At 71.6% G+C, this 23,670-nt stretch carries 21 protein-coding genes, 1 pseudogene and 1 riboswitch; of the genes and pseudogenes, 13 read left to right on the forward strand and 9 right to left on the reverse strand.

The genetic code is table 11. From position 1 onward, the window contains the following. Positions 1-8: 8 nt before the first annotated feature. From ABD295_RS13555 to ABD295_RS13570, 4 genes are all read right to left on the reverse strand, one after another. A complete protein-coding gene (locus ABD295_RS13555; protein ID WP_344304286.1) occupies positions 9-674 on the reverse strand; it encodes a response regulator transcription factor in 666 nt (221 codons plus the stop codon). Further along, positions 671-2,746 carry a sensor histidine kinase gene (locus ABD295_RS13560; protein WP_344304287.1) on the reverse strand — a complete coding sequence of 692 codons (2,076 nt, stop codon included), beginning with the start codon at positions 2,744-2,746 and terminating at the stop codon, positions 671-673. The genes ABD295_RS13555 and ABD295_RS13560 overlap by 4 nt, the downstream gene beginning before the upstream one ends. Positions 2,747-2,958: 212 nt before the next feature. Next, positions 2,959-3,684 carry a hypothetical protein gene (locus ABD295_RS13565; RefSeq protein WP_344304289.1) on the reverse strand — a complete coding sequence of 242 codons (726 nt, stop codon included), beginning with the start codon at positions 3,682-3,684 and terminating at the stop codon, positions 2,959-2,961. Between the two features lie 167 nt (positions 3,685-3,851). Next, positions 3,852-5,198, reverse strand: coding sequence for an MFS transporter (locus ABD295_RS13570; protein WP_344304290.1), 1,347 nt, complete (start codon positions 5,196-5,198; stop codon positions 3,852-3,854). 150 nt (positions 5,199-5,348) lie between these two features. On the opposite strand from ABD295_RS13570, the gene ABD295_RS13575 reads away from it, so the two are divergent. Next, positions 5,349-6,767: a hypothetical protein gene (locus tag ABD295_RS13575; RefSeq protein ID WP_344304291.1), complete on the forward strand. Its 1,419-nt coding sequence runs from the start codon at positions 5,349-5,351 to the stop codon at positions 6,765-6,767. On the opposite strand, the gene ABD295_RS13580 is transcribed toward ABD295_RS13575, so the two are convergent. Further along, positions 6,747-8,087, reverse strand: a complete 1,341-nt coding sequence (locus ABD295_RS13580; RefSeq protein ID WP_344304292.1) for an alpha/beta fold hydrolase — start codon at positions 8,085-8,087, stop codon at positions 6,747-6,749. The two genes, ABD295_RS13575 and ABD295_RS13580, sit on opposite strands and share 21 nt — an antisense overlap. A 71-nt stretch (positions 8,088-8,158) precedes the next feature. Between ABD295_RS13580 and ABD295_RS13585 the strand changes: the two genes are divergently transcribed. Next, the gene (locus ABD295_RS13585; RefSeq protein ID WP_344304293.1) at positions 8,159-9,718 is read left to right on the forward strand and encodes a glutamate synthase-related protein; all 1,560 of its coding nucleotides are present in this window, start codon (positions 8,159-8,161) and stop codon (positions 9,716-9,718) included. Positions 9,719-9,807: 89 nt separating this feature from the next. Here the strand turns inward: ABD295_RS13585 and ABD295_RS13590 are convergent, their stop codons facing one another. Further along, positions 9,808-11,220 (reverse strand): alpha,alpha-trehalose-phosphate synthase (UDP-forming), encoded by a 1,413-nt coding sequence (locus ABD295_RS13590; protein ID WP_344304294.1) that lies wholly within the window; start codon positions 11,218-11,220, stop codon positions 9,808-9,810. 34 nt (positions 11,221-11,254) lie between these two features. Next, on the reverse strand, positions 11,255-12,277 hold the full coding sequence (locus ABD295_RS13595; RefSeq protein WP_344304295.1) for a Gfo/Idh/MocA family protein: 1,023 nt from the start codon (positions 12,275-12,277) through the stop codon (positions 11,255-11,257). 134 nt (positions 12,278-12,411) lie between these two features. On the opposite strand from ABD295_RS13595, the gene napA reads away from it, so the two are divergent. The 5 genes from napA to ABD295_RS13620 all read left to right on the forward strand — a co-directional run bounded on the left by napA (position 12,412) and on the right by ABD295_RS13620 (position 16,041). After that, entirely contained in the window at positions 12,412-12,702 is a 291-nt protein-coding gene (gene napA, locus ABD295_RS13600; protein ID WP_344304296.1) for a nucleoid-associated protein NapA, read from the forward strand. Between the two features lie 41 nt (positions 12,703-12,743). Next, positions 12,744-13,253, forward strand: coding sequence for a LytR C-terminal domain-containing protein (locus tag ABD295_RS13605; RefSeq protein ID WP_344304297.1), 510 nt, complete (start codon positions 12,744-12,746; stop codon positions 13,251-13,253). Between the two features lie 144 nt (positions 13,254-13,397). Beyond that, positions 13,398-14,231 carry a trehalose-phosphatase gene (gene otsB, locus ABD295_RS13610; RefSeq protein WP_344304298.1) on the forward strand — a complete coding sequence of 278 codons (834 nt, stop codon included), beginning with the start codon at positions 13,398-13,400 and terminating at the stop codon, positions 14,229-14,231. 56 nt (positions 14,232-14,287) lie between these two features. Beyond that, a riboswitch (SAM riboswitch) is annotated at positions 14,288-14,442 on the forward strand. Between the two features lie 11 nt (positions 14,443-14,453). After that, on the forward strand, positions 14,454-15,740 hold the full coding sequence (thrC, locus tag ABD295_RS13615) for a threonine synthase (RefSeq protein ID WP_344304299.1): 1,287 nt from the start codon (positions 14,454-14,456) through the stop codon (positions 15,738-15,740). A 25-nt stretch (positions 15,741-15,765) separates the two neighbouring features. Then, positions 15,766-16,041 (forward strand): MoaD/ThiS family protein, encoded by a 276-nt coding sequence (locus ABD295_RS13620; protein ID WP_344304300.1) that lies wholly within the window; start codon positions 15,766-15,768, stop codon positions 16,039-16,041. On the opposite strand, the gene ABD295_RS13625 is transcribed toward ABD295_RS13620, so the two are convergent. Beyond that, positions 16,016-16,270, reverse strand: coding sequence for a hypothetical protein (locus ABD295_RS13625; RefSeq protein ID WP_344304301.1), 255 nt, complete (start codon positions 16,268-16,270; stop codon positions 16,016-16,018). The genes ABD295_RS13620 and ABD295_RS13625 overlap by 26 nt on opposite strands. A 181-nt stretch (positions 16,271-16,451) precedes the next feature. Between ABD295_RS13625 and ABD295_RS13630 the strand changes: the two genes are divergently transcribed. The 6 genes and pseudogenes from ABD295_RS13630 to ABD295_RS13650 all read left to right on the forward strand — a co-directional run bounded on the left by ABD295_RS13630 (position 16,452) and on the right by ABD295_RS13650 (position 22,402). Beyond that, the gene (locus ABD295_RS13630; RefSeq protein ID WP_344304435.1) at positions 16,452-17,702 is read left to right on the forward strand and encodes an MFS transporter; all 1,251 of its coding nucleotides are present in this window, start codon (positions 16,452-16,454) and stop codon (positions 17,700-17,702) included. Positions 17,703-17,822: 120 nt separating this feature from the next. After that, positions 17,823-18,497, forward strand: a complete 675-nt coding sequence (locus ABD295_RS13635; protein WP_344304302.1) for a hypothetical protein — start codon at positions 17,823-17,825, stop codon at positions 18,495-18,497. After that, entirely contained in the window at positions 18,497-18,979 is a 483-nt protein-coding gene (locus ABD295_RS13640) for a hypothetical protein (RefSeq protein WP_344304303.1), read from the forward strand. Before ABD295_RS13635 ends, ABD295_RS13640 begins: the two co-directional genes overlap by 1 nt. Next, positions 18,958-19,413, forward strand: a pseudogene (locus tag ABD295_RS21215) (DUF7689 domain-containing protein); the annotation flags it as partial. The gene ABD295_RS13640 and the pseudogene ABD295_RS21215, both read left to right, overlap by 22 nt. 39 nt (positions 19,414-19,452) lie before the next feature. Beyond that, positions 19,453-20,316 carry an alpha/beta fold hydrolase gene (locus ABD295_RS13645; RefSeq protein WP_344304304.1) on the forward strand — a complete coding sequence of 288 codons (864 nt, stop codon included), beginning with the start codon at positions 19,453-19,455 and terminating at the stop codon, positions 20,314-20,316. A gap of 58 nt (positions 20,317-20,374) precedes the next feature. Continuing rightward, the gene (locus ABD295_RS13650; protein ID WP_344304305.1) at positions 20,375-22,402 is read left to right on the forward strand and encodes a hypothetical protein; all 2,028 of its coding nucleotides are present in this window, start codon (positions 20,375-20,377) and stop codon (positions 22,400-22,402) included. On the opposite strand, the gene ABD295_RS13655 is transcribed toward ABD295_RS13650, so the two are convergent. Further along, positions 22,399-23,640 (reverse strand): RNA polymerase sigma factor, encoded by a 1,242-nt coding sequence (locus ABD295_RS13655; RefSeq protein ID WP_344304306.1) that lies wholly within the window; start codon positions 23,638-23,640, stop codon positions 22,399-22,401. The two genes, ABD295_RS13650 and ABD295_RS13655, sit on opposite strands and share 4 nt — an antisense overlap. Positions 23,641-23,670: the final 30 nt, after the last annotated feature.

Consider the following 23,670-nt stretch of genomic DNA (forward strand, 5'->3'; position numbering starts at 1 on the left):
CCGAGAGGCTAGTGCGACTCGTCGCGCCCGTAGCCCGCTTCGCGGGCTTTGATGATCGCCTCGGCCCGTCCTGCGGCGTGCAGCTTGGCGTAGATCGCCGAGACCGTGTTGCGGACGGTCTTGCTGGAGACGTAGAGCTCGGCGGCGATGTCGTCGTTGGACCGGCCGGCGGCCAAGAGGTGCAGCACCGTCCGCTCGCGGTCGGACAGGTCCGGGAAGGGCTCCTCGGGCGTGGCCGGCGCGGCGGTCGCGGTGGCGAAGAACCCGGCGATCCGGCCAGCGAGCGTGGCGCCGAAGACCATCCCGCCGCCGGCGGCCGCGCGGATCGCGGTCTGCACCTCGTCGGCGCCGGATCCCTTGAGCAGGTAGCCCGACGCTCCGGCGCGGAGGGCCGCCAGGATGGTCTCGTCGTCCTCGTTCATGGTCAGCATCACCACGCGTACGCCGGGGTGCCGGCCGGTGACGAAGCGGGTCGCCTCGATGCCGTCGAGCTGCGGCATCTGGATGTCCATCACCACCACGTCGGGCGAGGCGTGGGCGACCACGTGCAACGCCTCCCGCCCATCGCTGGCGGACCCGACCACCTCGACGTCGTCGAGGTTGCCCAGCAGCGCCACCAACCCGTCGCGCACGATCTGGTGGTCGTCGACGACGACCACGCGGATGTCGCTCACGCACGCCCCTCTCTCACTGGCAGCCAGGCTCGCACGCTGGTGCCGCCGCCCGGCGGACAGGTCACCTCGCTGCGCCCGCCCAGCTCGTCGGCGCGCTCGCGGAGCGCGACCAGCCCGACGCCCACCTCGGCCCGCTCGTCGATGCCGGTGCCGTCGTCGGTGACCTCGACCAGCAGCTCATCGGCCTCGCGGCGCAGCCGGACCGTGCAGGTCGTCGCCCCGGCGTGGCGGTCGACATTGGTGAGGGCCTCCCCGACGATGCGGAACGCGGCCACCTCGACGGCCGCCGGAAGCGGGCCGAGGTCCTCGGCGGCCTCGACCGTGGTGCGGGCCTTGGTGTTCGCTGCCTGCTGGCGCAGCGCGCCGACCAGCCCGAGGTCGTCGAGGGCGGGTGGTCGCAGGTCGTGGACGAGGCGGCGTACGTCGGCGACGACCTCCTGCACGTGCCCGCGGGCCCGGACCAGCTGGGCCTTGGCCCCGTCGGGATCGCCGTCGACCATCATCCGCGCGTTCTCGAGCTGGAAGACCACCCCGCTCATCGCAGGCCCGAGCCCGTCGTGCAGGTCGCGGCGGATCCGGCGGCGTTCCTCCTCACGGGCGACGACCAGTCGTTCGCGCGAGTCCTGCAGCTCCTCGGCCAGCCGGCTGGTGCGCGCGGCCGTCGCGGCCTGCCGGACGAGGTCGCCGAGCAGCCGCTCGTCGCGTCCGCTGAGCCGGCTGCGCAGGCCCCTGGCCGGCAGCACGAGCCGCCCGACCTCGACGTCGCGGTAGTTGATCGGCAGCGTGCGGGTCTCCGGCGGACGCTCGCCGAAGGTCGCCACCAACCTCTCGCCACCGCCTCGGTCGACGTCGACGCTCACGAAGGAGATGCCGAACGCGCCGGCGACGGCGTGCGAGACGGCGGCCAGCTGGGCCGCGCCGTCGTCGGCCGTCTCGAGGGTCGAGGCGAGACCGGCGACGACGTCGTAGGGGTCGTCGCGCTCGCCGAGCACCAGGCGGCGCACCCAGCCGCCCAACCACTGCCGCAGGGGTCCGTAGAGCAGCACGGTGACGAGCAGCACGACCAGCACGACCTGGCCCGTGTCGAGGGAGTCGCCGATCAGGGCCGTCAGGCCGGCCACGGCTGCGAGGTCGACGACGACAAGGACGAACCCGAGCGCGCCGTACACGGTCGTGCGGGCCAGCAGGTCCTGGATCGGGACGAGTGCGGGGTTGACCACGGCCACCGTCATGGCCACCGGCACCAGGACGACCACGAGGAAGAGCGCGACGTCGCCGATCACCTCGACGCGCACGAGCAGCGCGGCCACGACGAGCATGGCCGCGACCAGCACGCCCCAGAGCAGCCAGCGCATCCGGTCGCGGTCGACGCCGACGGAGCGGCGGTAGCGCACCGTCACGGACCAGACCGGAACCACCAGACCCAGCGCGATCGCGACGACCTGGACCGAGTCGACGATCGCGCCGGCGTACGCTCCGAGCGCCGAGATGGTGGTCGGGTCGCGGTCGATGCCCGGCGGGTAGGCCAGGTCGAGGCTCGCGTCGTCGGACGGGACGACGACGTAGACCAGCGCGCTGACCGACATCACCGTGACGGTCACCCAGCCGGCGACCCGGGTCGCGCCCGAGGTGAAGCGGCCGTCGGGGAAGAGCAGCGGGAGGATCACGATCGTCAGCGGCAGGAGCGAGGTGAAGCGGTAGAGGAACCACACCGCGAAGGTCATGCCGTTCATGGGTTCGTCGGTCGCGACGCCGAGGCGCACGTACGACTGGGACAGCCCGTCGAGGAGCCAGAAGATCCCGACGGCGGCGAGGGTCCAGCCGAAGCCCCGGTACGCCGTCTGGCGCAGCACCACCAGGGCGCAGCCGACCATGGCGAGTCCCACGAGACCGAGCAGGCCGCTCGTGTCGAGCGCCGGGCCGAGACTGCCCTGCACGTCGGCCGCCGCGACGCGGAGCTCGAGCAGGATCGTCACGCCCACGCAGGCCAGTGCGGCGAGCAGCAGCGCGACGGGCACGGCGGTCCGGAGCGCGCGCCGGTCCGCTGGCGAGGGCCCCGGCGCAGTCGTCACCGCGACATTGTGCGGGACGCGGACCTTCGGTGGTCGAGCGCAGTCGAGACCACCCGACGAGGATGGTCTCGACTGTGGTCTCGACTGTGGTCTCGACTGATCGCTCGCTGCGCTCGCTGCTCGACCACCGGCGGCTGCTCGACCACCGGCGGCTGATCGACCGCCGGCGGCTGCTCGACCGCCGGCGGCTGATCGACCACCGAGGGTCGGCCTCAGCGCTCGCTCCGGAAGACCTTGTCCCCGGCGAAGAAGCCGAGAGCGACGACGAGCAGCCACAGCGGACCGGTCATGCCGGCGAGGTACTGCAGCGGCGAGACGCCGGCCACCAGGGTGATGCCGCCCAGCACGAGGCTGGTCCGGCCGATCCAGCGCGGGACGGCCCCGGCCCGCGCCGCGACGTGCACGGCGGCGGCGGAGAGCCCGGCGAGGACCCAGCACCACGGGATGGTGCCGATCCAGTGGTTGAACATCGCGGCGTTGGAGGGGTCGATGAACTCCTTGTCCGCCACTGCGATGAACTCGGTGTCGAGACCGGTGCTGAGCACGGACACGACGGCGGTGCCGACCAGGCCCGCGAAGGCGATCTGCGGGACGAGGCTGTCGCTGCCCAGCCGGGCGCGGAGCCGGCGCTGGAGACCGGCGGCGAACACGACGAGCAGCACGGCGCCGACCAGCGTGGCGGTGTGGAACAGGCCGATGGCCACCGTCTTGTCGGCCAGGTCGGCGGCGATCGCCTCGGGGTCGCCGACCAGCTCCTTGTTGTAGACGGAGCCGACCATGCTGGAGGTGACGATGGTCGCGATGCCGGCGAGGCCGGCGCCGACCCCGGCGAGGGCCCAGTTGCGCGACGGTGCGGTGGTGTGGGCCTCGTCGGGCTGACCGGGGGCGACGGCGACGTCGCTGCGGACGGGGTTGCGGGTGGAGATGTGGGTGGTCATGAGGTCTTTCCTTCCGTGTGGGATCGACGGTGCGTCGATGGAAGGAGGTTGTCGGGCCGCCTGTCCCGCGGCCCAGGGACAACGAGGCACCGTTGCCGGGACATGCCGGCGGTCACGTTCGGGGGTCTGGTGACAGCTGCTGGCGCAGCTTCCTCGACCACCCGGGTTCAACCGCGGGCGGTGTCCTCGAAGGCCGAGTCGACCGTCTGCGCGTCGAGGGAGTAGCGGCGCAGCCACCGCAGGCTCAGCAGGGTGAGCGCGGCGGGGAGCAGCGAGAAGCCGAGGACGATGGCGACGACGGCCGAGCCGGGCTGGTCGACACCACCGGACGTCGAGCTGACGTAGCCACCCAGGGCCAGCACGACGGCGTACACACCGGGACCGAGCGCGAGGCCCAAGGTCTCCCCGGCGGTCCAGACGCCGGTGTAGACACCCGCGCGGTTGCTGCCCGTGCGCCGGGCGTCGACGGCCGCGGCGTCCGGGAGCATCGCCAGCGGGAAGACCTGGCACCCGGCGTACCCGACCCCGACCAGCGCGGTCGCGACGAAGGCGACGGCCGAGCCGGCGACGGCCGAGAGCACGGCCAGCGTCGCCCCGGCGGCGAGCACGAGCGAGGCCACCTGGTAGCCGCGCTTCTTGCCCACCCGCTCGCCGACCCGTGCCCAGACCGGCGTGAGCAGCAGCGCCGGGCCCACGAAGCAGACGAAGAGGATCGTCGAGGCGGCCTCGCTCTCGAGCACGTCGGTGGCGAGGTAGTCGACGCCGGCGAGCATCGCGCCGGTCGCCAGCGCCTGCAGCACGTACGTCGTGAGCAGCCAGCGGAAGTCCTGCGCCCCGGCCACGATGCGCAGCTGCTCGCGCAGGCTGCCGGTCCCGGGCTCGACCGTGCCGACGGGGGCGTCGCGGGTGCCGCGGTAGACCGCGACGACCCCGACCAGGATCACCACCGCCATCACGACGCCCATCGCGCGGTAGCCGTCACGGCCGCCGACCTGGTTGCGGATCACCGGCGCCGTCGCGCCGGCCAGCATGATCGTGAAGGCCAGGATCGCCACCCGCCAGGTCATCAGGCGGGTGCGCTCGTCGTACGACGCCGTCAGCTCGGCCGGCATGGCGACGTACGGCACCTGGAAGAAGGCGTACGCCGTCGCGGCGGCCAGGAAGAACACCAGCACCCATGCCGCCTGGGCCACCCGCGATCCCGCGTCGGGTCCGGCGAAGATCAGCGCGAACGCGACGGCGAGCCCGATCCCGGCGCGCAGCAGCCACGGCCGTCGCGGCCCGCGGGGGTCGGTGGTGCGATCGGAGATGCGGCCCGCGACCGGGTTGAGCACCACGTCCCACGCCTTCGGGAGGAACACGATGACGCCGGCCCAGATCGCCGCGATGCCGAGCGAGTCGGTGAGGTAGGGCAGCAGCATCAGCCCCGGCACGGTCCCGAAGGCACCCGTCGCCACCGAGCCCGAGCCGTACCCGATCCGCACGCGACGCGGCAGGCTCGTGGTCGACGACACGAGCGCAATGTAGCGGCGGCAGGCGCACCGGGCGGCACCTCCTCGTCGTCGCCTACCTCGTCACCTGCACACTGGTGTCCGCCGTCGCCGTCGCGACGGCCCCGAGACCCGAGGCCGAGACCGAGGCCGAGACCTGATCGAGGAGAGTCGTTGAGCAAGAGGTCCCACCTGCTCGGTCTCGTGCTGGTGTGGAGCGCCGGCCTCGTCCTCGCGGTGGGCACCTTCGTCTACGTCCTGTCCCAGCCGGACTTCCTCTTCCACCCGGCGCGCGACCTGGAGCTGCGGGCGACGTACGACACCTACCGCCAGACAGGCGTCCTCCTGATCAAGCCCAACGGCAGCGGCTCCTGGTACGGCGCGGTCGAGGGCACCGGGATGACCCGCGCCTCCGGCGACGACGACCCGGGGATCTACCTCGTCGCCTCCCTGATGTCGCACCTGACCGACGCGTCCTCGCCGTACACCGGGCTGCGCTGGCTGATGGCCCTCGTGAGCGCCCTGCCGATGCTGGTGCTGCCCGCCTTCGTGTCCGCGCTGGTCCGGCGCACCTGGGCCGGGCTGGCGATGCTCCTCGTGCCGCTCGTCGCCCTGGTCACCAACCACGGCGAGGTCCTCACCGGCAGCAACTACGGTCAGTCCGACGACGCCAGCCTGGTCCCGGTCTACGCCGTGTACGCCCTCCCCGGCGCCATCGTCTTCGGATCCCTGGTGCTGCTCGGCTACGCCTACGCACGCGAGGTCAGCACCCGGTGGCTCGTGGCCCTCAGCATCGTGTCGGTGGCGATCGCGGGCTTCTCCAACCTGCTGCGAGGCCTGTCCGGCATCGGGGTCGCCCTCGCCCTGGGGGTCCTGTGGTTCGTGCAGGCACGTCGATCGCGGCGCTGGGTCACCGCCGCCGGGCTCGGGGTCGTCGTCGCGGGACTGGCCGCCGGCGTGAGCCTGCTCGTGCCCAAGCTGGCGATGGACCTGGTCGAGCAGCAGCGGGCCGACGCCGTGACGGTGGAGACGTCGTCGACGATGGCCAACGCCCCCTGGGACAACCTCTACCTCGGCCTCTCCTGGCCGCAGCCGATGACGGGCGAGGAGTCCACGTTCGGCGTGCCGTGGTCCGACGAGCACGCGTGGGCCCGTGCCGCCGAGGAGCGGCCCGGCACCCTGCCGTTCACGCCCGAGTTCGACGAGGTGATGCGCGAGGTCTACCTCGATGAGGTGAGGGCCGCCCCGGGCAAGGCGGCCAGGCTGTACGCCGAGAAGACGGCGTTCACCGCAGAGCACTTCGCCGCCGCGCTCGGCGTCATCGCGCTCGGCCTCGTCGTCGTCGCGGTGACCGCTCGTCGGCTCGACCCGGTCGTCGGCAGACGGCTGGGCGTCGCGGCCCTGATCGCGGTCCCCACCGTGGTCTTCGGGTTCCTGCCTCCGGTGCTGGTGATGCCGATGCTCTACTACGTCTCCGAGCTGGTGGCCGGGCTCGCCTTCCTGTCCGTGCTCTCCCTGGCCGGGTGTGTTTGGGCCGTCGCCGCCCTCGTGGAGAGCCGGCGGGGCCGCGCGTCAGCGGCCGAGGGTGCGTGAGGACGCCGATCCGTAGCGACGCCGGGGGTTGGTGCCGATCACCGGCGCGGCCTTCTCGGCGGGTTGCTTCTCGGCGGCCGCCTTCTTGACCGGCGCCTTCTTGACCGGCGCCTTCTTCGCGGCCGCCTTCTTCGCGGCCGCCTTCTTGGCGGCTGCCTTCTTGACCGGCGCTGCCTTCTTGGCGGCCTGCCGGGCTGGCGCCTTCTTGCGCGCGCGGCCGGTGGTCGACGAGGAGCCACTGTCGAGGTCGTCGGCAGCCGACCAGCGGGCGACCCACTCGTCGATCACCGGCCAGGTGGCGTGACGTGCGGCCCGTCCGGTGAGATGGCCGAGGTGGCCGCCCGGCACGACCTCGAGCGCGGTCTCCCGCGACCCGGTCAGCAGGGGCAGCAGCGCCTGCACCGACGGGAGCGGGGCGATCCCGTCCGCGGCGCCGGCGAACACCAGCACGGGCACCTTGATCGAGGCCAGCTCGATCGTCCGGTCGCCGAGCTCCATCGAGCCGGTGACGAGCGCGTTGCCGCGCACCAGACGGTGGTAGACCTGCCCGAAGGACCGGCCGGGGTAGGCCGTCATCCGCGAGGAGAACCGGTCGACCGCCTCCAGCTGTGCGAGGAACTCGGTGTCGTCGAGGTTGGCCGCGATGGCGAGCGGCTTGGTGACGAGCTTCTGCACCGACGCGAGCTGGAACGCCCAGCCCACCAGGGGCTTCGGCACGCCGCCCATCGCGCGGTAGGCGCGGGTGATGATCCCGCCCCCGGCGCCGAGGTCGAGCAGGGGACGCAGCGGCGCGACGAGAGGCACCTGCTTCACGTCGACCGGTGAGCCCAGGACGGTCAGCGACCCGATGGGGAGCTCGGGCCGGTCCGCGGCGGCGAGCAGGGAGAAGATCCCGCCGAGGGACCAGCCGACCAGGTGGACCGGCCGCCCGCCGGCGTGCTCGGAGACCACCCGCACCGCCTCGGGGACGACCTCGTCGACCCAGTGCTCGATCCCGAGCGAGCGGTTGCGGAAGGCGACCTCGCCGTACTCCACGAGGTAGGTCGGCCGCCCCTGCGTGACCAGGTGCTCGACGAGCGAGCAGCCGCGGCGCAGGTCGTAGCAGAGCGCGGGGGCGGCGAGCGGCGTGACCAGCAGGACCGGATCACCGGACGGGTCGACGCCGGCCGCCGGGCGGTAGTGGTAGACCTCGCGCAGCTCACCGTCGTCGACGAGGGTGCGCGGCATCGGGCGCAGGTCGGCGAGGCCGCCGTACAACAGGGAGTGGGCGACGTTGCCAGCGGCCGCCACGACCTGATCGGGCTTCGGCACCAGGTCCATGGGTACCGACGCTACCCGGGGGTGCTCGACAGGCCCGCCCTGCGGCACCGAGACTGGACCGGGAGGTCGCCATGAAGTGGGCACGGACGGCAGGCATCGGCGCGACTGCGGCGCTGGGTGCGGTGACGGCGCACGACCTCACCCAGAAGAAGCACGCGATCCTGCGCAACTTCCCCGTGATCGGTCACCTCCGCTTCCTGCTCGAACGATTCGGGCCCGAGCTGCGGCAGTACATCGTGACCGGCAACGACGAGGAGCGGCCGTTCAGCCGGGACCAGCGCCGGTGGGTCTACGCATCGTCCAAGCTCGAGAACAACTACTTCGGCTTCGGCACCGACAACGACATGGAGCGCGGTGACGGCTACCCGGTCATCAAGCACCGGACCTTCACCGGCCCGGGGGCGCCGACCGCCATCCACGCCGGCGAGGAGGTCCGGCTGCCGTCGGCCAAGGTGCTCGGCGGTCCGCGAGGCCGTGAGCACGCGTTCCGTCCCAACTCGGTGGTCAGCGTCTCGGGGATGAGCTTCGGCGCCCTGTCCGGGCACGCGATCGAGGCTCTCAACCGGGGGGCGGCCGCCGCCGGGTGCCTGCACAACACCGGCGAGGGTGCGATCTCACCGCACCACCGGCACGGCGGGGACCTCGTCTTCCAGATCGGGACGTCGTACTTCGGCTGCCGCGACAAGGCGGGAGCCTTCGACCTCGCCCGGCTCAAGGACCTCGTCGCCTCCTCGCCGGTGCGCGCGATCGAGGTCAAGCTGTCGCAGGGCGCGAAGCCCGGCCTGGGCGGGCTGCTACCCGGTGTGAAGGTCAGCGCCGAGATCGCGGAGATCCGTGGCATCGAGGCCGGCGTCGACTGCGCCTCGCCCAGCCGGCACACCGCGTTCAGCGACGTCGACTCGATGGTCGACTTCGTCGAGCTGCTCGCCACCGAGACCGGGCTGCCCGTCGGCATCAAGAGCGCGGTCGGCAACCTGGAGTTCTGGGACCACCTGGTCGAGGTGATGTCGGGCCGCGACCGCGGCGTCGACTTCGTCAACATCGACGGCGGCGAGGGTGGGACGGGCGCCTCGCCGATGATCTTCGCCGACGCCGTGGCGTACCCCTTCCGCGTCGGCTTCGCCGAGGTCTACCGCCGCTTCGCCGCCGCCGGCCTCACCGACGACCTGACGTTCATCGGCGCCGGCAAGCTCGGCATCCCCGAGAACGCCGTGATCGCCTTCGCCCTCGGCTGCGACATGGTCAACGTCGGCCGCGAGGCGATGATGTCGATCGGCTGCATCCAGGCCCAGAAGTGCCACACCGACCACTGCCCGGTCGGCATCGCCACCCAGAACCCTCGCTACACGCGCGGCCTCGACCCGACGTCGAAGAGCGTCCGGGCCGCCAACTACATCAAGACGCTGCGTCGCGACCTGCTCAAGGTCTCCGAGGCGGTCGGCGTCGTGCACCCGGGTCTCGTCGGCCCCGATGACGTCGACATCCTCGACGGGCTGCGCAGCAGCCGCTCGCTGCGCGAGGTCTACGGGTACGACGCCGGCTGGGGCCTCCCCGGCGAGACGCTGGTCAAGGAGATCACCGACCTGATGCTGACCGAGGTGCACCAAGCCGGCGCCACCGGCGCCCACTAACGACCCGGTGGTCGAGGAGGTCGGTCAGGACCGTCACGAGACCCTTGCTGAGATCGGCGCACGTCACTGTCTCGTGACCACCGGAGGGGTCAGCGCTTCGGCTTGACGTCCCCGGCCAAGTCCGTCAGGAACGAGTCGGCCCAGTGGGCGACGTCGTTCTCCAGCACCTGCTTGCGCAGCGCGCGCATCCGGCGGGTGCGTTCCTTGGGGTCGGCCCGGCTGGCCTCGACGAGAGTGGCCTTCATGCCGTTGAGGTCGTAGGGGTTGACCTGCCAGGCCTGTCGCAGCTCGTGCGCGGCACCGGCGAACTCCGAGAGGACGAGCGCCCCGTCGTCGTCGAAGCGGCAGGCGACGTACTCCTTGGCGACGAGGTTCATGCCGTCGCGGTAGGGCGTCACGACCATCACGTCGGCGGCACGGTAGAGGGCGGCCATCTCCTCCTTGGGGTAGGAGGAGTGCAGGTAGGAGACCGCGGGGCGGCCGATCCGGGCGAGGTCGCCGTTGAGCCTCCCGACCAGCCGGTCGATCTCGTCGCGTAGCAGCCGGTACTGCTCGACCCGCTCGCGCGACGGCGTGGCGACCTGGACGAACACCGACTTGCCGACGTCGATGACCCCTTCCTCGATCAGCTCGCCGTAGGCGCGGAGCCGGGCGCGGATGCCCTTGGTGTAGTCGAGCCGGTCGACGCCCAGGAACACGGTCTCGGGGTCGCCGAGCTGCGCGCGGATCTCGACCGCCCGCTTGGCGACGCCCTCGGACCGCGCCAGCTCCTCGTACGCCGCGGCGTCGATCGAGATGGGGTAGTTGCGGGCGCGCACCAGCCGGCCGTCGGGCAGCTCGATGGTGTCGCGGTGCGTGCGGTGCCCGACCCGCTGGCGGACCAGGCGGACGAAGTTGGCCGCACCGCCGGCGAGCTGGAAGCCGATCAGGTCCGCGCCGAGCAGGCCCTCGAGGATCTGTCGACGCCAGGGGAGCTGCTGGAAGAGCTCGGTCGGCGGGAAGGGGATGTGGAGGTAGAAGCCGATCTTCAGGTCGGGCCGAAGCTCGCGCAGCATCTGCGGCACCAGCTGCAGCTGGTAGTCCTGCACCCACACGGTCGCGTTCTTGGCCGCGGTCTCGGCGGCGGCCATCGCGAAGCGCTGGTTGACCGCGACGTAGGCGTCCCACCACTCCCGGTGGAACTCCGGCTTGGCGACGAGGTCGTGGTACAGCGGCCACAGCGTGCCGTTGGAGAAGCCTTCGTAGAACTCCTCGATCTCCTGGGCCGAGAGCGCCACCGGGACCAGCCGCAGGCCGTCCTCGGTGAAGGGCTCGAGGCCGGCCTCGTCACCGCCCGGCCAACCGATCCAGGCGCCGTCGTTGCGACGCAGCACCGGCTCGAGCGCGGACACCAGGCCACCGGGTGACCGCCGCCATGCGGGGTTGCCCTCGGCGTCGCGGACGCGATCGACCGGTAGCCGGTTGGCCACGATCACCAGGTCCGCCGATCCGCTCGTGGTCACGGCTCAACCCTAGGGTCACCTGCCTGAGGCGTGCTCACCCCGCAGGGTCGTCCCCTGGGTAGACGAGACCGATCTGTGCTCGGATCGAGTCCAGCTGCCGCATCAGCGTCAGGGTCTGGGCGTGCGGGACCAGAGGGCTCTCGAGCAGCCCCTCGCTCAGGCACCGCTGCACCTCCGCCGCCTCGTTGCCGAGCCCGCTGCCGATGAGCCCCGGAGCCTCGATGCGCTCCGGCTGGCCGTCGGTGGGCTCCCAGTCGACGTACGTCGGGTGGTGGAACTGGCGCGGCAGGGACAGCAGGCCTTCGGTGGTGGCGATCGTGGCCGTCGTGCTGAGCGCGGAGGTGATCGACGCGGAAAGGGCGGCGACGGCGCCGCCCGGGTAGCGGCCCGCGATGGCGACGTCGAGGTCGATCCCGGTGTCGGACAGGTCCCCGGTCGCGGTCAGCGTCTCCGCCGCTCCGAGCACCAGGTGCGCGAAGGTGAGGGGATAGATGCCCATGTCGAGCAGCGCCCCGCCGCCGAGCTCGGGGGCGAGCAGCCGGTCCGTGGCCGGGCGGTCCACGCGGAAGCCGAGGTCCGCGCGCACCTGGCGGGGGGTGCCGAACCTGCCGGTGGCGAGCTGGGACAGCAGCTCGCGGACGACCGGGTTGCAGGCCATCCACATGGCCTCCATGAAGAAGACGCCGCGCTCGCGAGCCAGGTCGACCAGCTCCTGCGCCTGGCGGGCGTTGAGCGTGAGCGGCTTCTCGCAGAGCACCGCCTTGCCCGCCTCGATGGCCGCGCGGGCGTGGGTCGGGTGCAGGGAGTGTGGCGACGCGACGTACACGACGTCGACGGCCGGGTCCGCCGCGAGCTCCTCGACCGAGTCGTACGACCGGGTGGAGCCGTCGCCGTGCTCGCGCGCGAACGCCGCCGCGGTCTCGACCGCCCGGGACGAGACGCCGGCGATCCGGGCGCCGGGCACCCCGGCGAGGTTGCGGGCGAAGCCCGTCGCGATCTTGCCGGTCGAGCAGATGCCCCAACCGATGGGGGAGTCGATGGTCGAGCCCACAGTCATGCCGCGACCCTGGCACACCTGACACCGCGCCGCGACTCGCCCGAGGACGAATGACATCGCTGTGATTCGTCACCTATGCTGAGGTCAGCCACAGCCTCACGACCGCCCAGCCCTCTCTTCCAGGAGCCTGTCAGATGGACGCCGCCAGCTCGCTCTCGCCCCAGGGCGACAAGCCGACCCTGAGCGACCGCGACCGGGAGATCCTGGAGTTCGAGCGGCAGTGGTGGAAGTACGCCGGCGCCAAGGAGACGGCCGTCCGCGAGAAGTTCGACATGTCCTCCACTCGCTACTACCAGGTCCTCAACGCGCTGATCGACAAGCCCGAGGCGCTCGAGGCCGACCCGCTCCTGGTCCGCCGGCTGCGCCGGCTGCGGGCCTCCCGCCAGCGTCAGCGATCCGCCCGCCGTCTCGGCTTCGAGCTCTGACGCTCCAGCCCGGACAGCGCCGACCGAAGGACGTCTTCCCCATGTTCGTCCGCAGCACCCTCGACAGAGCCCGCAACGAGCGTGGCTTCGCCTACCCGTCCCCCCTCGTGATGCTCAGCGTGGTCGCGGTCGCGATGGCGGGCATCGCCTTCGTGGCCACGCGGGACCAGCCGGAGACCGAGCGGCAGATCACCCCCGCCGCCGCGCCGCCCAGCACCCCAAGCGAGACGCCGACCGTCACGCCCGAGCCGGAGAAGAAGCCGGCGAAGCCGAAGGTCCAGCGGGCCAAGGTCTATGTCGAGGTCTACAACAACACCGGCATCCAGGGGCTTGCCGGGCGGGTCTCGCAGCGCGCCACCGACATCGGCTGGCAGGTCGTGGGCTCCGACAACTGGGTCGGCACCATCCCGGCCAACACCGTCTACTTCCCGCCGCGGCTGAAGGCCGCCGGCCGCCAGCTCGCCCTCGACCTCGGCATCCGCCGCGTCCAACCTGCTGTCGGTTCCATGAAGCTGGACCGACTGACGATCGTCCTCACGGGCGAGCTGTGAGACGAGCAGCCGGCCGCGAGGAACGAGCGGTCGGCGTGGGCTGGGCCAGGTCGAGCAAGCCCGCGACCGAGCGTGCGAGGTCGCGCAGGGCGCGTCGAAACCCCTGTCACTTGCGCTGAGGGGGAGGGTGGCAGGCTGTCGAGGGTGGAGCTGACCTCGAACGAGGCGAAGGAGCGGTACGCCGCCCTGGCGGCGAACATGTCGCGCACCGTCATCGGGCTGGACTTCGACGGCGTGCTGTCGCCGATCGTGGACGACCCGGCCCAGGCGCACATCCACCCCGACGCCCACGACGTCCTCGTCCCGCTCGCGACCAAGGCCCTGGCCGTCGCGGTGATCACGGGACGCCCGGCCCGCCAGGCGCTGGCCTTGGGAGGCCTCGACGAGATCGGCGCCGAGATCGCCGGCGAGGGCCGCGAGCTCTACCTCTTCGGCCAGTACGGCAACGAGCGCTGGTCCTCGACTCAGCGCCGCATCGTCTCCCCGCGGCCGCCGGCCGGGCTCGCGCGGTTCCTGCGCGAGCTGCCCCAGCTGATCCGCAGCGCCGACGTCACGGGGGCGTACATCGAGGAGAAGGGTCTCGCGGTCGCCGTGCACACGCGGCAGCTCGACGACCCGGCGGCGGCGCAGGAGCGGCTCATCCCCGTCCTGGAGAAGGCCGCCGCCCAGCACGACCTCAGCCTCGAGCCCGGTCGGGCGGTCGTCGAGGTGCGCGCCGGTGGCATGCACAAGGGCCTGGTCGTCGACTACCTCGCCGAGCAGCTCGAGGCCGGCGGCTTCCTCTTCGCCGGCGACGACCTCGGCGACCTCGAGGCGTTCCACGCGGTCGCCGACCTCCGGACGCGGGGTCTCGACACGCTGCTGGTCTGCTCCGCCTCCGACGAGCAGTCGGCCCTGGTCGAGCTCGCCGACGTGGTCGTCCCGGGCCCCGACGGCGTCCTCGACCTGCTGCGCCAGCTCACCGCCGACGCTCCCTGATCACATCGCGGACAGTCGACTCGCATGCTGAGACGGCTTCGCCTACGCTGAGGGACAGCTCATCAAGAGGGACTGAGGGAACGGCCCGTCGAAGTCCCGGCAACCGCCGCGAGCCTCCTGTTCTGGTCAGCAGCTCCATCGCCTGGTCGGGACGGTCGCGGAAACGGTGCTAATTCCGGCCCGGACGACCGTCGTCCGGGGCAGATGAGAAGGAGGACCTCCATGAGCGCCGTTCTGTCAGAGCCCGTCACGCCGAGCGCGACCACCGGCCGCGCGCTGCGCGAAGGAGCCTTCGGCAACGCCCGGGCCCTGTCGTGCCGCGAGTGCGGTCACCAGGTCGACCTGGGCCCTCAGTACGCCTGTCCGGAGTGCTTCGGTCCCCTCGAGGTGGCCTACGACTTCCCGGCGGTGACCCGCGAGCAGATCGAGGCCGGCCCCCGCAACATCTGGCGCTACAAGGCGCTGCTGCCGGTCCCGACCGACATCGAGGAGAGCCCCAACACCGAGCCCGGCTTCACCCGTCTGCTGCGCGCCCACAACCTGGGCGACAAGCTCGGCATCGACCGGCTGTGGGTCAAGGACGACTCCACCAACCCCACGCACTCCTTCAAGGACCGCGTGGTCGCCTGCGCACTGAGCGCGGCGCGCGAGCTCGGCGCGACGACCTTCGCCTGTCCCTCGACCGGCAACCTCGCCAACGCCGTCGCCGCGGCCGGCGCCCGCGCCGGCATCCGCACCGTCGTCTTCATCCCGAGCAACCTCGAGCGGCCCAAGCAGATCAACTCCGCGGTGTACACCGAGCAGCTCGTCGCGGTGAACGGCAACTACGACGACGTCAACCGGCTCGCCTCCGAGATCGCCGGCGAGGAGGAGGGCTGGGCGTTCGTGAACGTCAACGTCCGCCCGTTCTACGCCGAGGGCTCCAAGACACTGGGCTACGAGATCGCCGAGCAGCTCGGCTGGCGGCTCCCCGACCAGGTCGTCATCCCCGTCGCGTCCGGCTCCCAGCTCACCAAGGTCGACAAGGCCTTCCAGGAGCTGATCGCCCTGGGCCTCGTCGAGGCCAAGCCCTACAAGATCTACGGCGCCCAGGCCAGCGGCTGCTCCCCGGTCGCCACGGCCTTCAAGGACGGCGTCGACGCGATCCGCCCGGTCAAGCCCGACACGATCGCCAAGAGCCTCGCCATCGGCAACCCCGCCGACGGCATCTACGTGCTCGACATCTGCCGCCGCAGCGGCGGCACCGTCGAGGACGTCTCCGACGACGAGGTCCGCGACGGCATCGTGCTGCTGGCCCGCACGGAGGGCATCTTCACCGAGACCGCCGGGGGCACCACGGTCGGCGTCCTCAAGAAGCTCGTGGAGTCCGGCCAGCTCGACCCGACGCTCGAGACCGTCGTGATCAACACCGGCATGGGCCTCAAGACCATCGACGCCGTGGCCGACCGGGTCGGACCGGCCGCGACCATCGACCCGTCGTACGCTGCCTTCGCCGCGACCAACCTCTGACACCGAGACCGAGGAGCCCCGCACGATGTCCGTCTCCGTCCGCATCCCGACGATCCTGCGCACCTACACCGGCGGCGAGTCCGAGGTGAGCGTCGAGGGCGGCACCCTGGCCGAGGTGATCGACAGCCTCGACGCGAGCTACAGCGGCATCAAGGGCCGGATCCTCGACGAAGCGGGTCAGATCAGGCGATTCGTCAACGTGTACGTCGGCAACGACGACGTGCGCTTCCTCGACAACCTCGACACCGCGACGCCCGACGGCACGCAGATCTCGGTCATCCCCGCGGTCGCGGGCGGCTGAGCGCCCCGGCGCACCTGGCCACCAGGTCGCCGACGACGCGCGCTCCGCTGGCGACGGCGTCGACGAGGTCGTCGACGAGCACGTCCAGGTGCTGGCGCCGGGCCCGCCGCCGCGGGCGGAGCAGCTCCTCGGCGTGCTGCGCCTCGAGCCAGCCCTCGCTCTGCCATGTCCTGATCTCGCCCGTCAGCCAGTCCACGCGCGGGCGTGCCACGGGCCTGAGGAGGGGCATGGCCCGATCCTGCCCCCGCTGCGACGGACCGCCGAGACCTGACGCCGAGTCGTTATGTGCTTGAGCCGTCGTCGTGACCGGGCCAGGATGGGGCATGGCCTTCACCGCTCCCAAGGGTTGACCCAGCCGACGCTCCGACAGCAGCCGCCGATCCGCCCCGAGCGCTCCGACCGGCAGGCTCCTGGCGTACGCCTTCCTCAGCGAGTCGATCCCGATCTACCCGGTCTACGCGCTGCTCTTCGCCCAGCACGGACTGTCGGCCGCCGAGATCTCCTCGCTGTTCGTGGTCTGGTCGGCGACCACCTTCCTCTTCGAGGTGCCCTCCGGCGCCTGGGCCGACGTGGTCTCGCGGCGCGCGCTGCTGGCGGCGAGCGCCGTGGTCAACGGTCTGGGCTACGCGCTCTGGGTCGCCTGGCCGGGCTACACCGGCTTCTTGATCGGCTTCGTGCTGTGGGGGTTGGCCTCCGCGCTCGCGTCGGGGACCTACGAGGCGTTCACCTACGACGAGCTCGCCGCCGCCGGCCAGGAGCACCGCTACGCCCAGGTGATCGGCTGGACCACGACCGCCGGACTGGTCGGCCTGCTGCTGTCCAACCTGGCCGCCGCCCCCCTGATCGACCTGGGTGGCATCGAGCTCACCGGCTGGATCAGCTTCGGGGTCTGCTGCGTCAACGCGCTCGTCGCGCTGTCGTTGCCGCGCGCCTCGCCGCACACCGAGGCCGCCCTTCGAGGCGGTCGCTTCGCTCCCTCCTCAGGAACCGGGTTCGAATGTGACCCCGAGATCGACCAGCGAGGCGGACCGCTCGCCCGCTGGTGGACGATGCTCCGGGCCGGCACCCGAGAGGCGACCACGCACCAGGTCGTCCGCCGGGCTGTCGTGCTCACCGCGCTGATGTACGGCTTCCTCGCCTTCGACGAGTACTTCGGACTCGTCTTCGTCGACCTCGGCGCGACGACCGCGATGGTCGCGCTCCTCACCGCCGCGACCGCGGCCGCGCAGGCGCTCGGTGGGCTGCTGGCCGGGCCGGCCGCGCGCCTGTCAGCGCTCTCGATGGCTGCCCTGACAGCGGTCTCGGCGATGCTGATCGGGGTCGGCGCGGCGCTGTCGCTCTATCCGGCGGTCGTCGGGATCTCGCTCGGGTACGGCGTTCTCCAGCTCGTCCTCATCGTCACCGAGGCGCGGCTGCAGGACGCCATCGAGGGACCGGCGCGGGCCACCGTCACGTCGGTCGCGGGCCTCGGCTCGGAGATCTTCGCGATGGGCTTGTACGCCGGCTTCGCGATCGGGTCGTTCTGGCTCGGCTACGCGGCGCTGGTGTCGGGCATGGCCGTGCTCGTGGTCGTGGTGGCGGGGCTGTTCCCGCGCTGGCTGCCGCCACCGGTGCTAGACGACTCCGAGGACCCCGAGATCCCCGAGAAGACGACGACCTGATGCGAGGGCGGGACCCGCGAACCGCTACTTGCCTTGTCGCCCTTCCAACGAAGGTGCCCAGGTGACTGTGTGCTGTGTGACATCCTGACGTCGTCAGGCGCCCGAGGGACAGGAGCAGAGGTGGTTGAGCGAGTTGGAGTGCGTGTTCCGGCGCGAGCCGTTCCGACAATCAATTTTCTGGTCTCGCTGAATGCCGACGCGCGGGCTGCAGTCCAGCGAGTCCTACACGGTAAGCCCGTCACAGTTTCGATGCACGCGCTGAAAGTAGAAATCGCGGAGGCGCTGGGGAATGCCCCGGAGTCAACAAAGTGGGCAAATGAAGTACTTGGCGAGCTATTCGGGCTCGCAGCCGTCGCGAAAGCCCATGACTGGGGTCTTGAGGCTGTTGCAGATGGAGTTTCGCGTGCTGACGGCGTTGATGTTGACGACGAGCAGCGAGGTGGCTTCGTCGCGTTCCTACACGGAGCTCTCGACTCGCCAGCGGTGAAGACGCTCGGCAAAGCCGCGGACCTTGTCACGGAGCACTCACGCCGACTACACCTCGCAAGATTCGTGACTGATCTGGTGCCTATCTTTGATGACCCCGACGAAGAGCCACTTGGCGCCGTGGTGGTACACCGACTCCGCCTCGATTGCTTCGCCGAACGGGACGAGGTGGTGGAGGTCGCGATGACCACATCTCAACTTTCCGAACTGTTGGAGGCCATCACCCGCGCTCAACAGAAGGCCGCATCGCTGGAAGCCATGCTTGGCCGACTCTCGATGTCCGCCTTCGACACTTCCGAGGATGACTAATGCCTCTCCGCTCCTCTCAGCGTGAACACGAAGTGCTGGACCCTATCAAGGAGTACTCAGACGAGCCGACCCCATCTGAGGCCAAAGCCGAAGGGCTACGTGGCGGCTGGGAGATCGACGATCCAGGAAAGTCGTACAAGTTTGATCTGCTGCAGTTCGCGAAGATCGCGCCGCCGAGACCGGACGGGTTACAGCGAAGCAATGTAGAAGTGTTCGCCCAGTTCTCAGATCTTCGCGACGAGTGGCTCGCAGCGACGGAGATGGTTTCCAACGTCCAGCAAATGACGATGCACCCTGCGTACCAACAGATGATCGGACTTGGCCCACAAGTAGTCCCGTTCATGATCGATGAACTGCGGAGCGGGCCGCAGCACTACTACTGGGCGCTGGCGGCCATCGTGGGGACAGATCACGGAACTGGAGCTGACACGATGCGCGAAGCTGCTCAAAAGTGGGTTGAATGGTACGACCAGGGCCGCTGACCGCGGAAACCCTGCTCTGCCAGGTCTTTCCACGGTTGCGGCCCGATCATTTCGTCGTAACCAGCAACAGAACTCCGGAGTACAACTGCATCGCTTGGGCCGCTGGGGACGATCAGCGATGGTGGTGGCCAGCTCAGTCCATTGGTGGACGGCAGCTCGGAGGTCACTACTGGCCCGATGGGATTGACCTCGATCCGACGATAGAGAACTTTGTCGCAGCGTTCCGCACTCTGGGCTACGAGCCTTGTGACTCCGGCGACCCTGAAGAAGGCCTGGAAAAGGTTGCCCTGTACTCCTTGTCAGGAGCCCCGACGCATGCCGCCCGTCAACTGCCGGACGGTCAATGGACGAGCAAGTGTGGGCCGTCGTACGACATCACTCACAGAACGGTGGACGTGATCGGCGGTCGCCGTCCGAATGACTACGGAGACGTCGCGCAGTACATGATGAGGTCGCTGCGGCGCGATCGCGAGATGCGAGTGCGGCATGTCGACGTGGGCGGGACCGACCTGGCGGTCCGCGAGTGGGGAGAGGCAGGCGGGAGACCGGTGCTCTTCGCGCACGCTCTCGGCCCGGCCAGCTCGGCCGCCCTGCTGGACGTCTCGGTCGCGCCCCTGGTAGAGGCGGGCTTCCACGTCGTCTCGCCCGACCTGCCCGGCTACGGCGACTCGCCCGCGCTGGCCGCCGAGGACTACTCCGTGCCCGCGATGGCCGACCGCCTCTGGTCGCTGGCCGGCCAGCTCGGCCTCGACCGAGTCGTGCTCGGCGGGCACAGCTGGGGCGGCGCTATCGCGGCGTACATGGCCGCGGCGCGACCCGAGCGGGTCGAGTCCCTGGTGCTCGTCGACAGCGGGCATGTCGACTACGACGCCTCGACCGGCGCCCCGGTCGGCGCGACGCTCGAGGAGATGGTGGCCGCCGCGGGGGAGAGCCGGCTGCGCGCGCGCGACCGCGCCGACCTGGCCGGCCAGCTCGAGGTCGACGTCGACGACCCGCTGGTCGACCTGATCCTGATCGCGGTCACCGAGGACCCCGAGGGAGGTCTGGTCACCAAGGTCGGCGCGGTCGCTGCCGGGGCCGCGCGCTACCACCTCATGCAGAGCTCGCCCGTGTCGCGCTGGCCCGCGATCGCCGCCGGCGGCTACCCGGTCTTGCTGCTCCTCGCCACCGAGCCCGCCGCGACGCGCGAGCTCAGCGAGCAGGCCGCCCCGAGGTTCGCCGCGGCGGTCCCGCACGCCGACGTCCGGCTCGTCGAGGGCGTCACGCACTCGCTCACCACCGACCTGCGCGACCAGTTCGGCCGAACCGTCGTCGAGTGGCTCGCGAGCGCGAGATGATACGACCGCATTGACGGGTCCCGCCCCGGCAGCGAGACTCCGCTGGGGAGGTACGCCAATGGAGCTGGGTCGGAGCTGCGTCGCGGTCGTGGGTGCGCTGGGGCTGCTCGGGGGTGCGCTGGGCGCGCTTCCAGTGGCGAGCACGGGGGCGGTGCCGAGCGAGACGCCACCTGCTGCGTCTCGAGAGACCGCCTGGCCGACGCTCGACGGCGTCGTGCAGAGCGGCGCGGGCAGCGGGGCCGACCCGCTCGCCGGCGTACCCGTCAGGCTGATGCGCGCGACCGCCAAGGGTCCCCGCGTGTTCGCGACCACGACGACGGATGCCCGCGGGCGCTTCACCGTCGCGCCGAAGCACAAGCCGCCGAAGGGCGTCTACTACCTGTCGGCCGCCGTCGCGCCCCGCGTCGACCTGGTCACGCTGCTCGGCTCCCAGCTGCCGGGCAAGGCGACGGTCAACGAGCTGACCACGGTCGCGGCGGCGTACGCGCTGGCGCAGCTCAGCCACCGCGGCGAGTTCAGCGGCGACGTGCAGGCGCTCAAGATCGCCGACGGCATGGCGCGCAACGTCGCGTCGCCGCTCACCGGCGCCGTCGGCAAGGTGCTGCGCAGGTCGCCGAACGCCGACGAGACGATCTCCCTGCGGCTGACCCGGTCGCTGGCGAACGTCGTGGCCGCGACCGTCGCGAGCCGGGTGGCGACCGACGACTTCCTCCACTCGACGCGCCGCTTCGGTCGCCGGCCGGGCAGCGTCGTCCAGGGCCTGGCCAACCTGGCCAGGATCCCCGGGCAGGACGCCGACGAGATCCACGACCTGTCGCGGCAGCGCGTCACCTTCAGGCCGGGGCTCGGCAGGACCCCCGACAACTGGTCCATCGCGGTGAAGGTGAACGACACCGGCGACGACGGCACGTTGTGGGGCGGGCCGGGCAACATCGCGTTCGACCGCCGCGGCTTCGCCTGGGCGACCAACAACGTCGTGCAGGGCACTCCCTACTCCGCCACCTCGGTGGTCGTGCTGAAGCCCGACGGCTCACCGGCCGACGGCAGCGGCAGCACCCCGAGGTCGCCGGTCGTCGGCGGCGGCATCCTCGGCACCGGCTTCGGGGTCACCGTCGGGGCCAACGGCCGGGTCTGGTTCGGCAACTACGGGTGGGGTGGCTCCGACTACCAGCCGGCGCCCGGCCAGAGCATCACCCGCTACTCACCCTCGGGCGAGCCGGTCGGTGGCTTCGCCTCGGCTCCCGGCGTCGACCGCGCGCAGGGCATGGCCACCGATGCCGACGGCAACGTCTGGGTGACCAGCTATGGCAACAACAAGGTCTTCGTCTTCCCGAAGGGCGACCTCGGCGCCGGGATCGGCCACGAGTTCTACCCCGGCAGCCAGCCCTTCGACGTCGCGGTGGCGCCCGACGGTGCGGCGTACGTCTCGCTGAGCGGCGGGCTCTTCGGCACCTTCACCAGCTCCGTCGCCCGGCTGACCTTCGACGGCACGCGGCTCCACGAGAGCTTCGTCGTCCAGGTCGGCACCGCGTTGAAGGGCATCGACGTCGACTCGCACGGCGTGGCCTGGGTCGCGTCCCTCGGTGACGACTCGGTCTACGGCATCCGCCCGAACGGCGACAAGATCGGCCCCTTCCACGACGCCGGCGGCGTCCTCGGCCCCTGGGACGTCACCGTCGACGGCCACGACAACCTCTGGATCAGCAACTTCGGCCACGTCGAGGTCGACGACAGGCTGCCCTACGGTCGCGTCTCGGCGCTGTGCGGTCTCTCGAGGCGGCACTGCGGCGGCGCCGCCACCGGCGCCCCCCTCACGCCGGGCACCGGTCTGACCATGCCCAGCGCGGGCAGCCAGGTGCTGCTCGCCGACGGGACCCCGCTCTACGGCACGGGCGGCAAGCCGAGCTTCAGCCCGATGATGCGGCAGACCGCGTCGCAGATCGACGCGGCCGGCAACCTCTGGACCATCAACAACTGGAAGCCGCCCTTCGACGTCGACGCCTTCGGCGCTCCCGGCAAGGACGGCAACCCCGGCGGTGACGGGATCCTGATCTTCCTCGGGCTGGCGGTGCCCGGCCAGGGCTAGGCCCTCGTCTCGGCCGCCGCGGCCTCGCGGCGCCGGCGCAGGTGCGCTCGCTCGGCCTCGTTGTCGCAGCGGGCCAGCGCAGCGTCGTACGCCGCCAGCGCCTCGTCGTGACGCCCGGCCCGGACGAGGAGCTCGGCGCGCACCGACGGCAACCGGTGACCGGGCAGGTCCAGGCCGTCGAGCAGGGCGAGACCCGCGAGCGGCCCGTCGGCCTCGGCGATCGCGACGGCGCGGTTGAGCCGGACGACGGGGGAGCCGGTGAGCTGCTCGAGCTCGGCGTACCGCTCCGCGATCCGCGGCCAGTCCGTCTCGGCCGCGCTCGCGGCCATGGCGTGCTCGGCGGCGATGAGGGCCTGGAGGAGGTACGGCGCCGGGCTGGCGTGGACGAGCGGCCTGAGCAGCCGGATCGCCTCGTCGATCGCCGCGTGGTCCCAGCGCGTCCGGTCCTGGTCGGGCAGCAGCACGACCGCGGGCTCGCCGGTCTCCGGGTCCGGGGCGACCCGGGCGCGGCGCCGCGAGTGCTGCAGCAGGACCAGCGCCAGGAGGGCGTCCAGCTCGGCGCGGGGCGGCGCGACCTCCCGGATGACCCGCACCAGCCGGACCGCCTCGGCGGCCAGGTCGGTGCGCAGGACGTCAGGACCCGACCCGGGCGCGTAGCCGGCCGTGAAGGCGAGGTAGGCCACCTCCGCGGCGAGGTCCAGCCGCCCGTCGAGGTCGGCGCCGGTGGGCAGCACGAACGCCTCGGCCGCCAGGCGCTTTCGCGCCCGGGTGAGCCGGGCCGCCATGGTGGCGGTCGGCACCAGGAACAGCCGCGCGATGTCGGCCGTCGGCACGCCCATCACCAGGCGCAGGGTCAGCGCAGCGGCCGCCTCGGGAGCGAGCGCGGGGTGCGTGCAGAACAGCACCAGGCGCAGGCGCTCGTCGTGGACGAGCCTCTCGCCCGGGGCGGTGGAGTCGGCCATGACGCGCTGGGCCTCCTCCTGGATCTCGGCCTCGACGGCGAGCCGGGGCAGGGTGCGGGCGTGCACCGCCTCGGCCCGGATCCGGTCGAGGACCCTGCGCCGCGCGGTGGTCAGCAGCCACGCGGGTGGGTTGGTCGGGACGCCGTCGCGCGCCCAGGTGCGGGCTGCGGCCTCGACGGCGTCGGCGAGGGCGTCCTCGGCGAGGTCGAGGCGCCGGTACTGAGCGACGAGCAGGGCCAGCAGTCGGGCCCACTCGTCGCGCTGGACGGTCGCCAAGACGGTCTGGGCGCCTGTCTGGGCGCCTGG

This window comes from Nocardioides bigeumensis, from assembly GCF_039531755.1.
Lineage (GTDB): Bacteria > Actinomycetota > Actinomycetes > Propionibacteriales > Nocardioidaceae > Nocardioides > Nocardioides bigeumensis.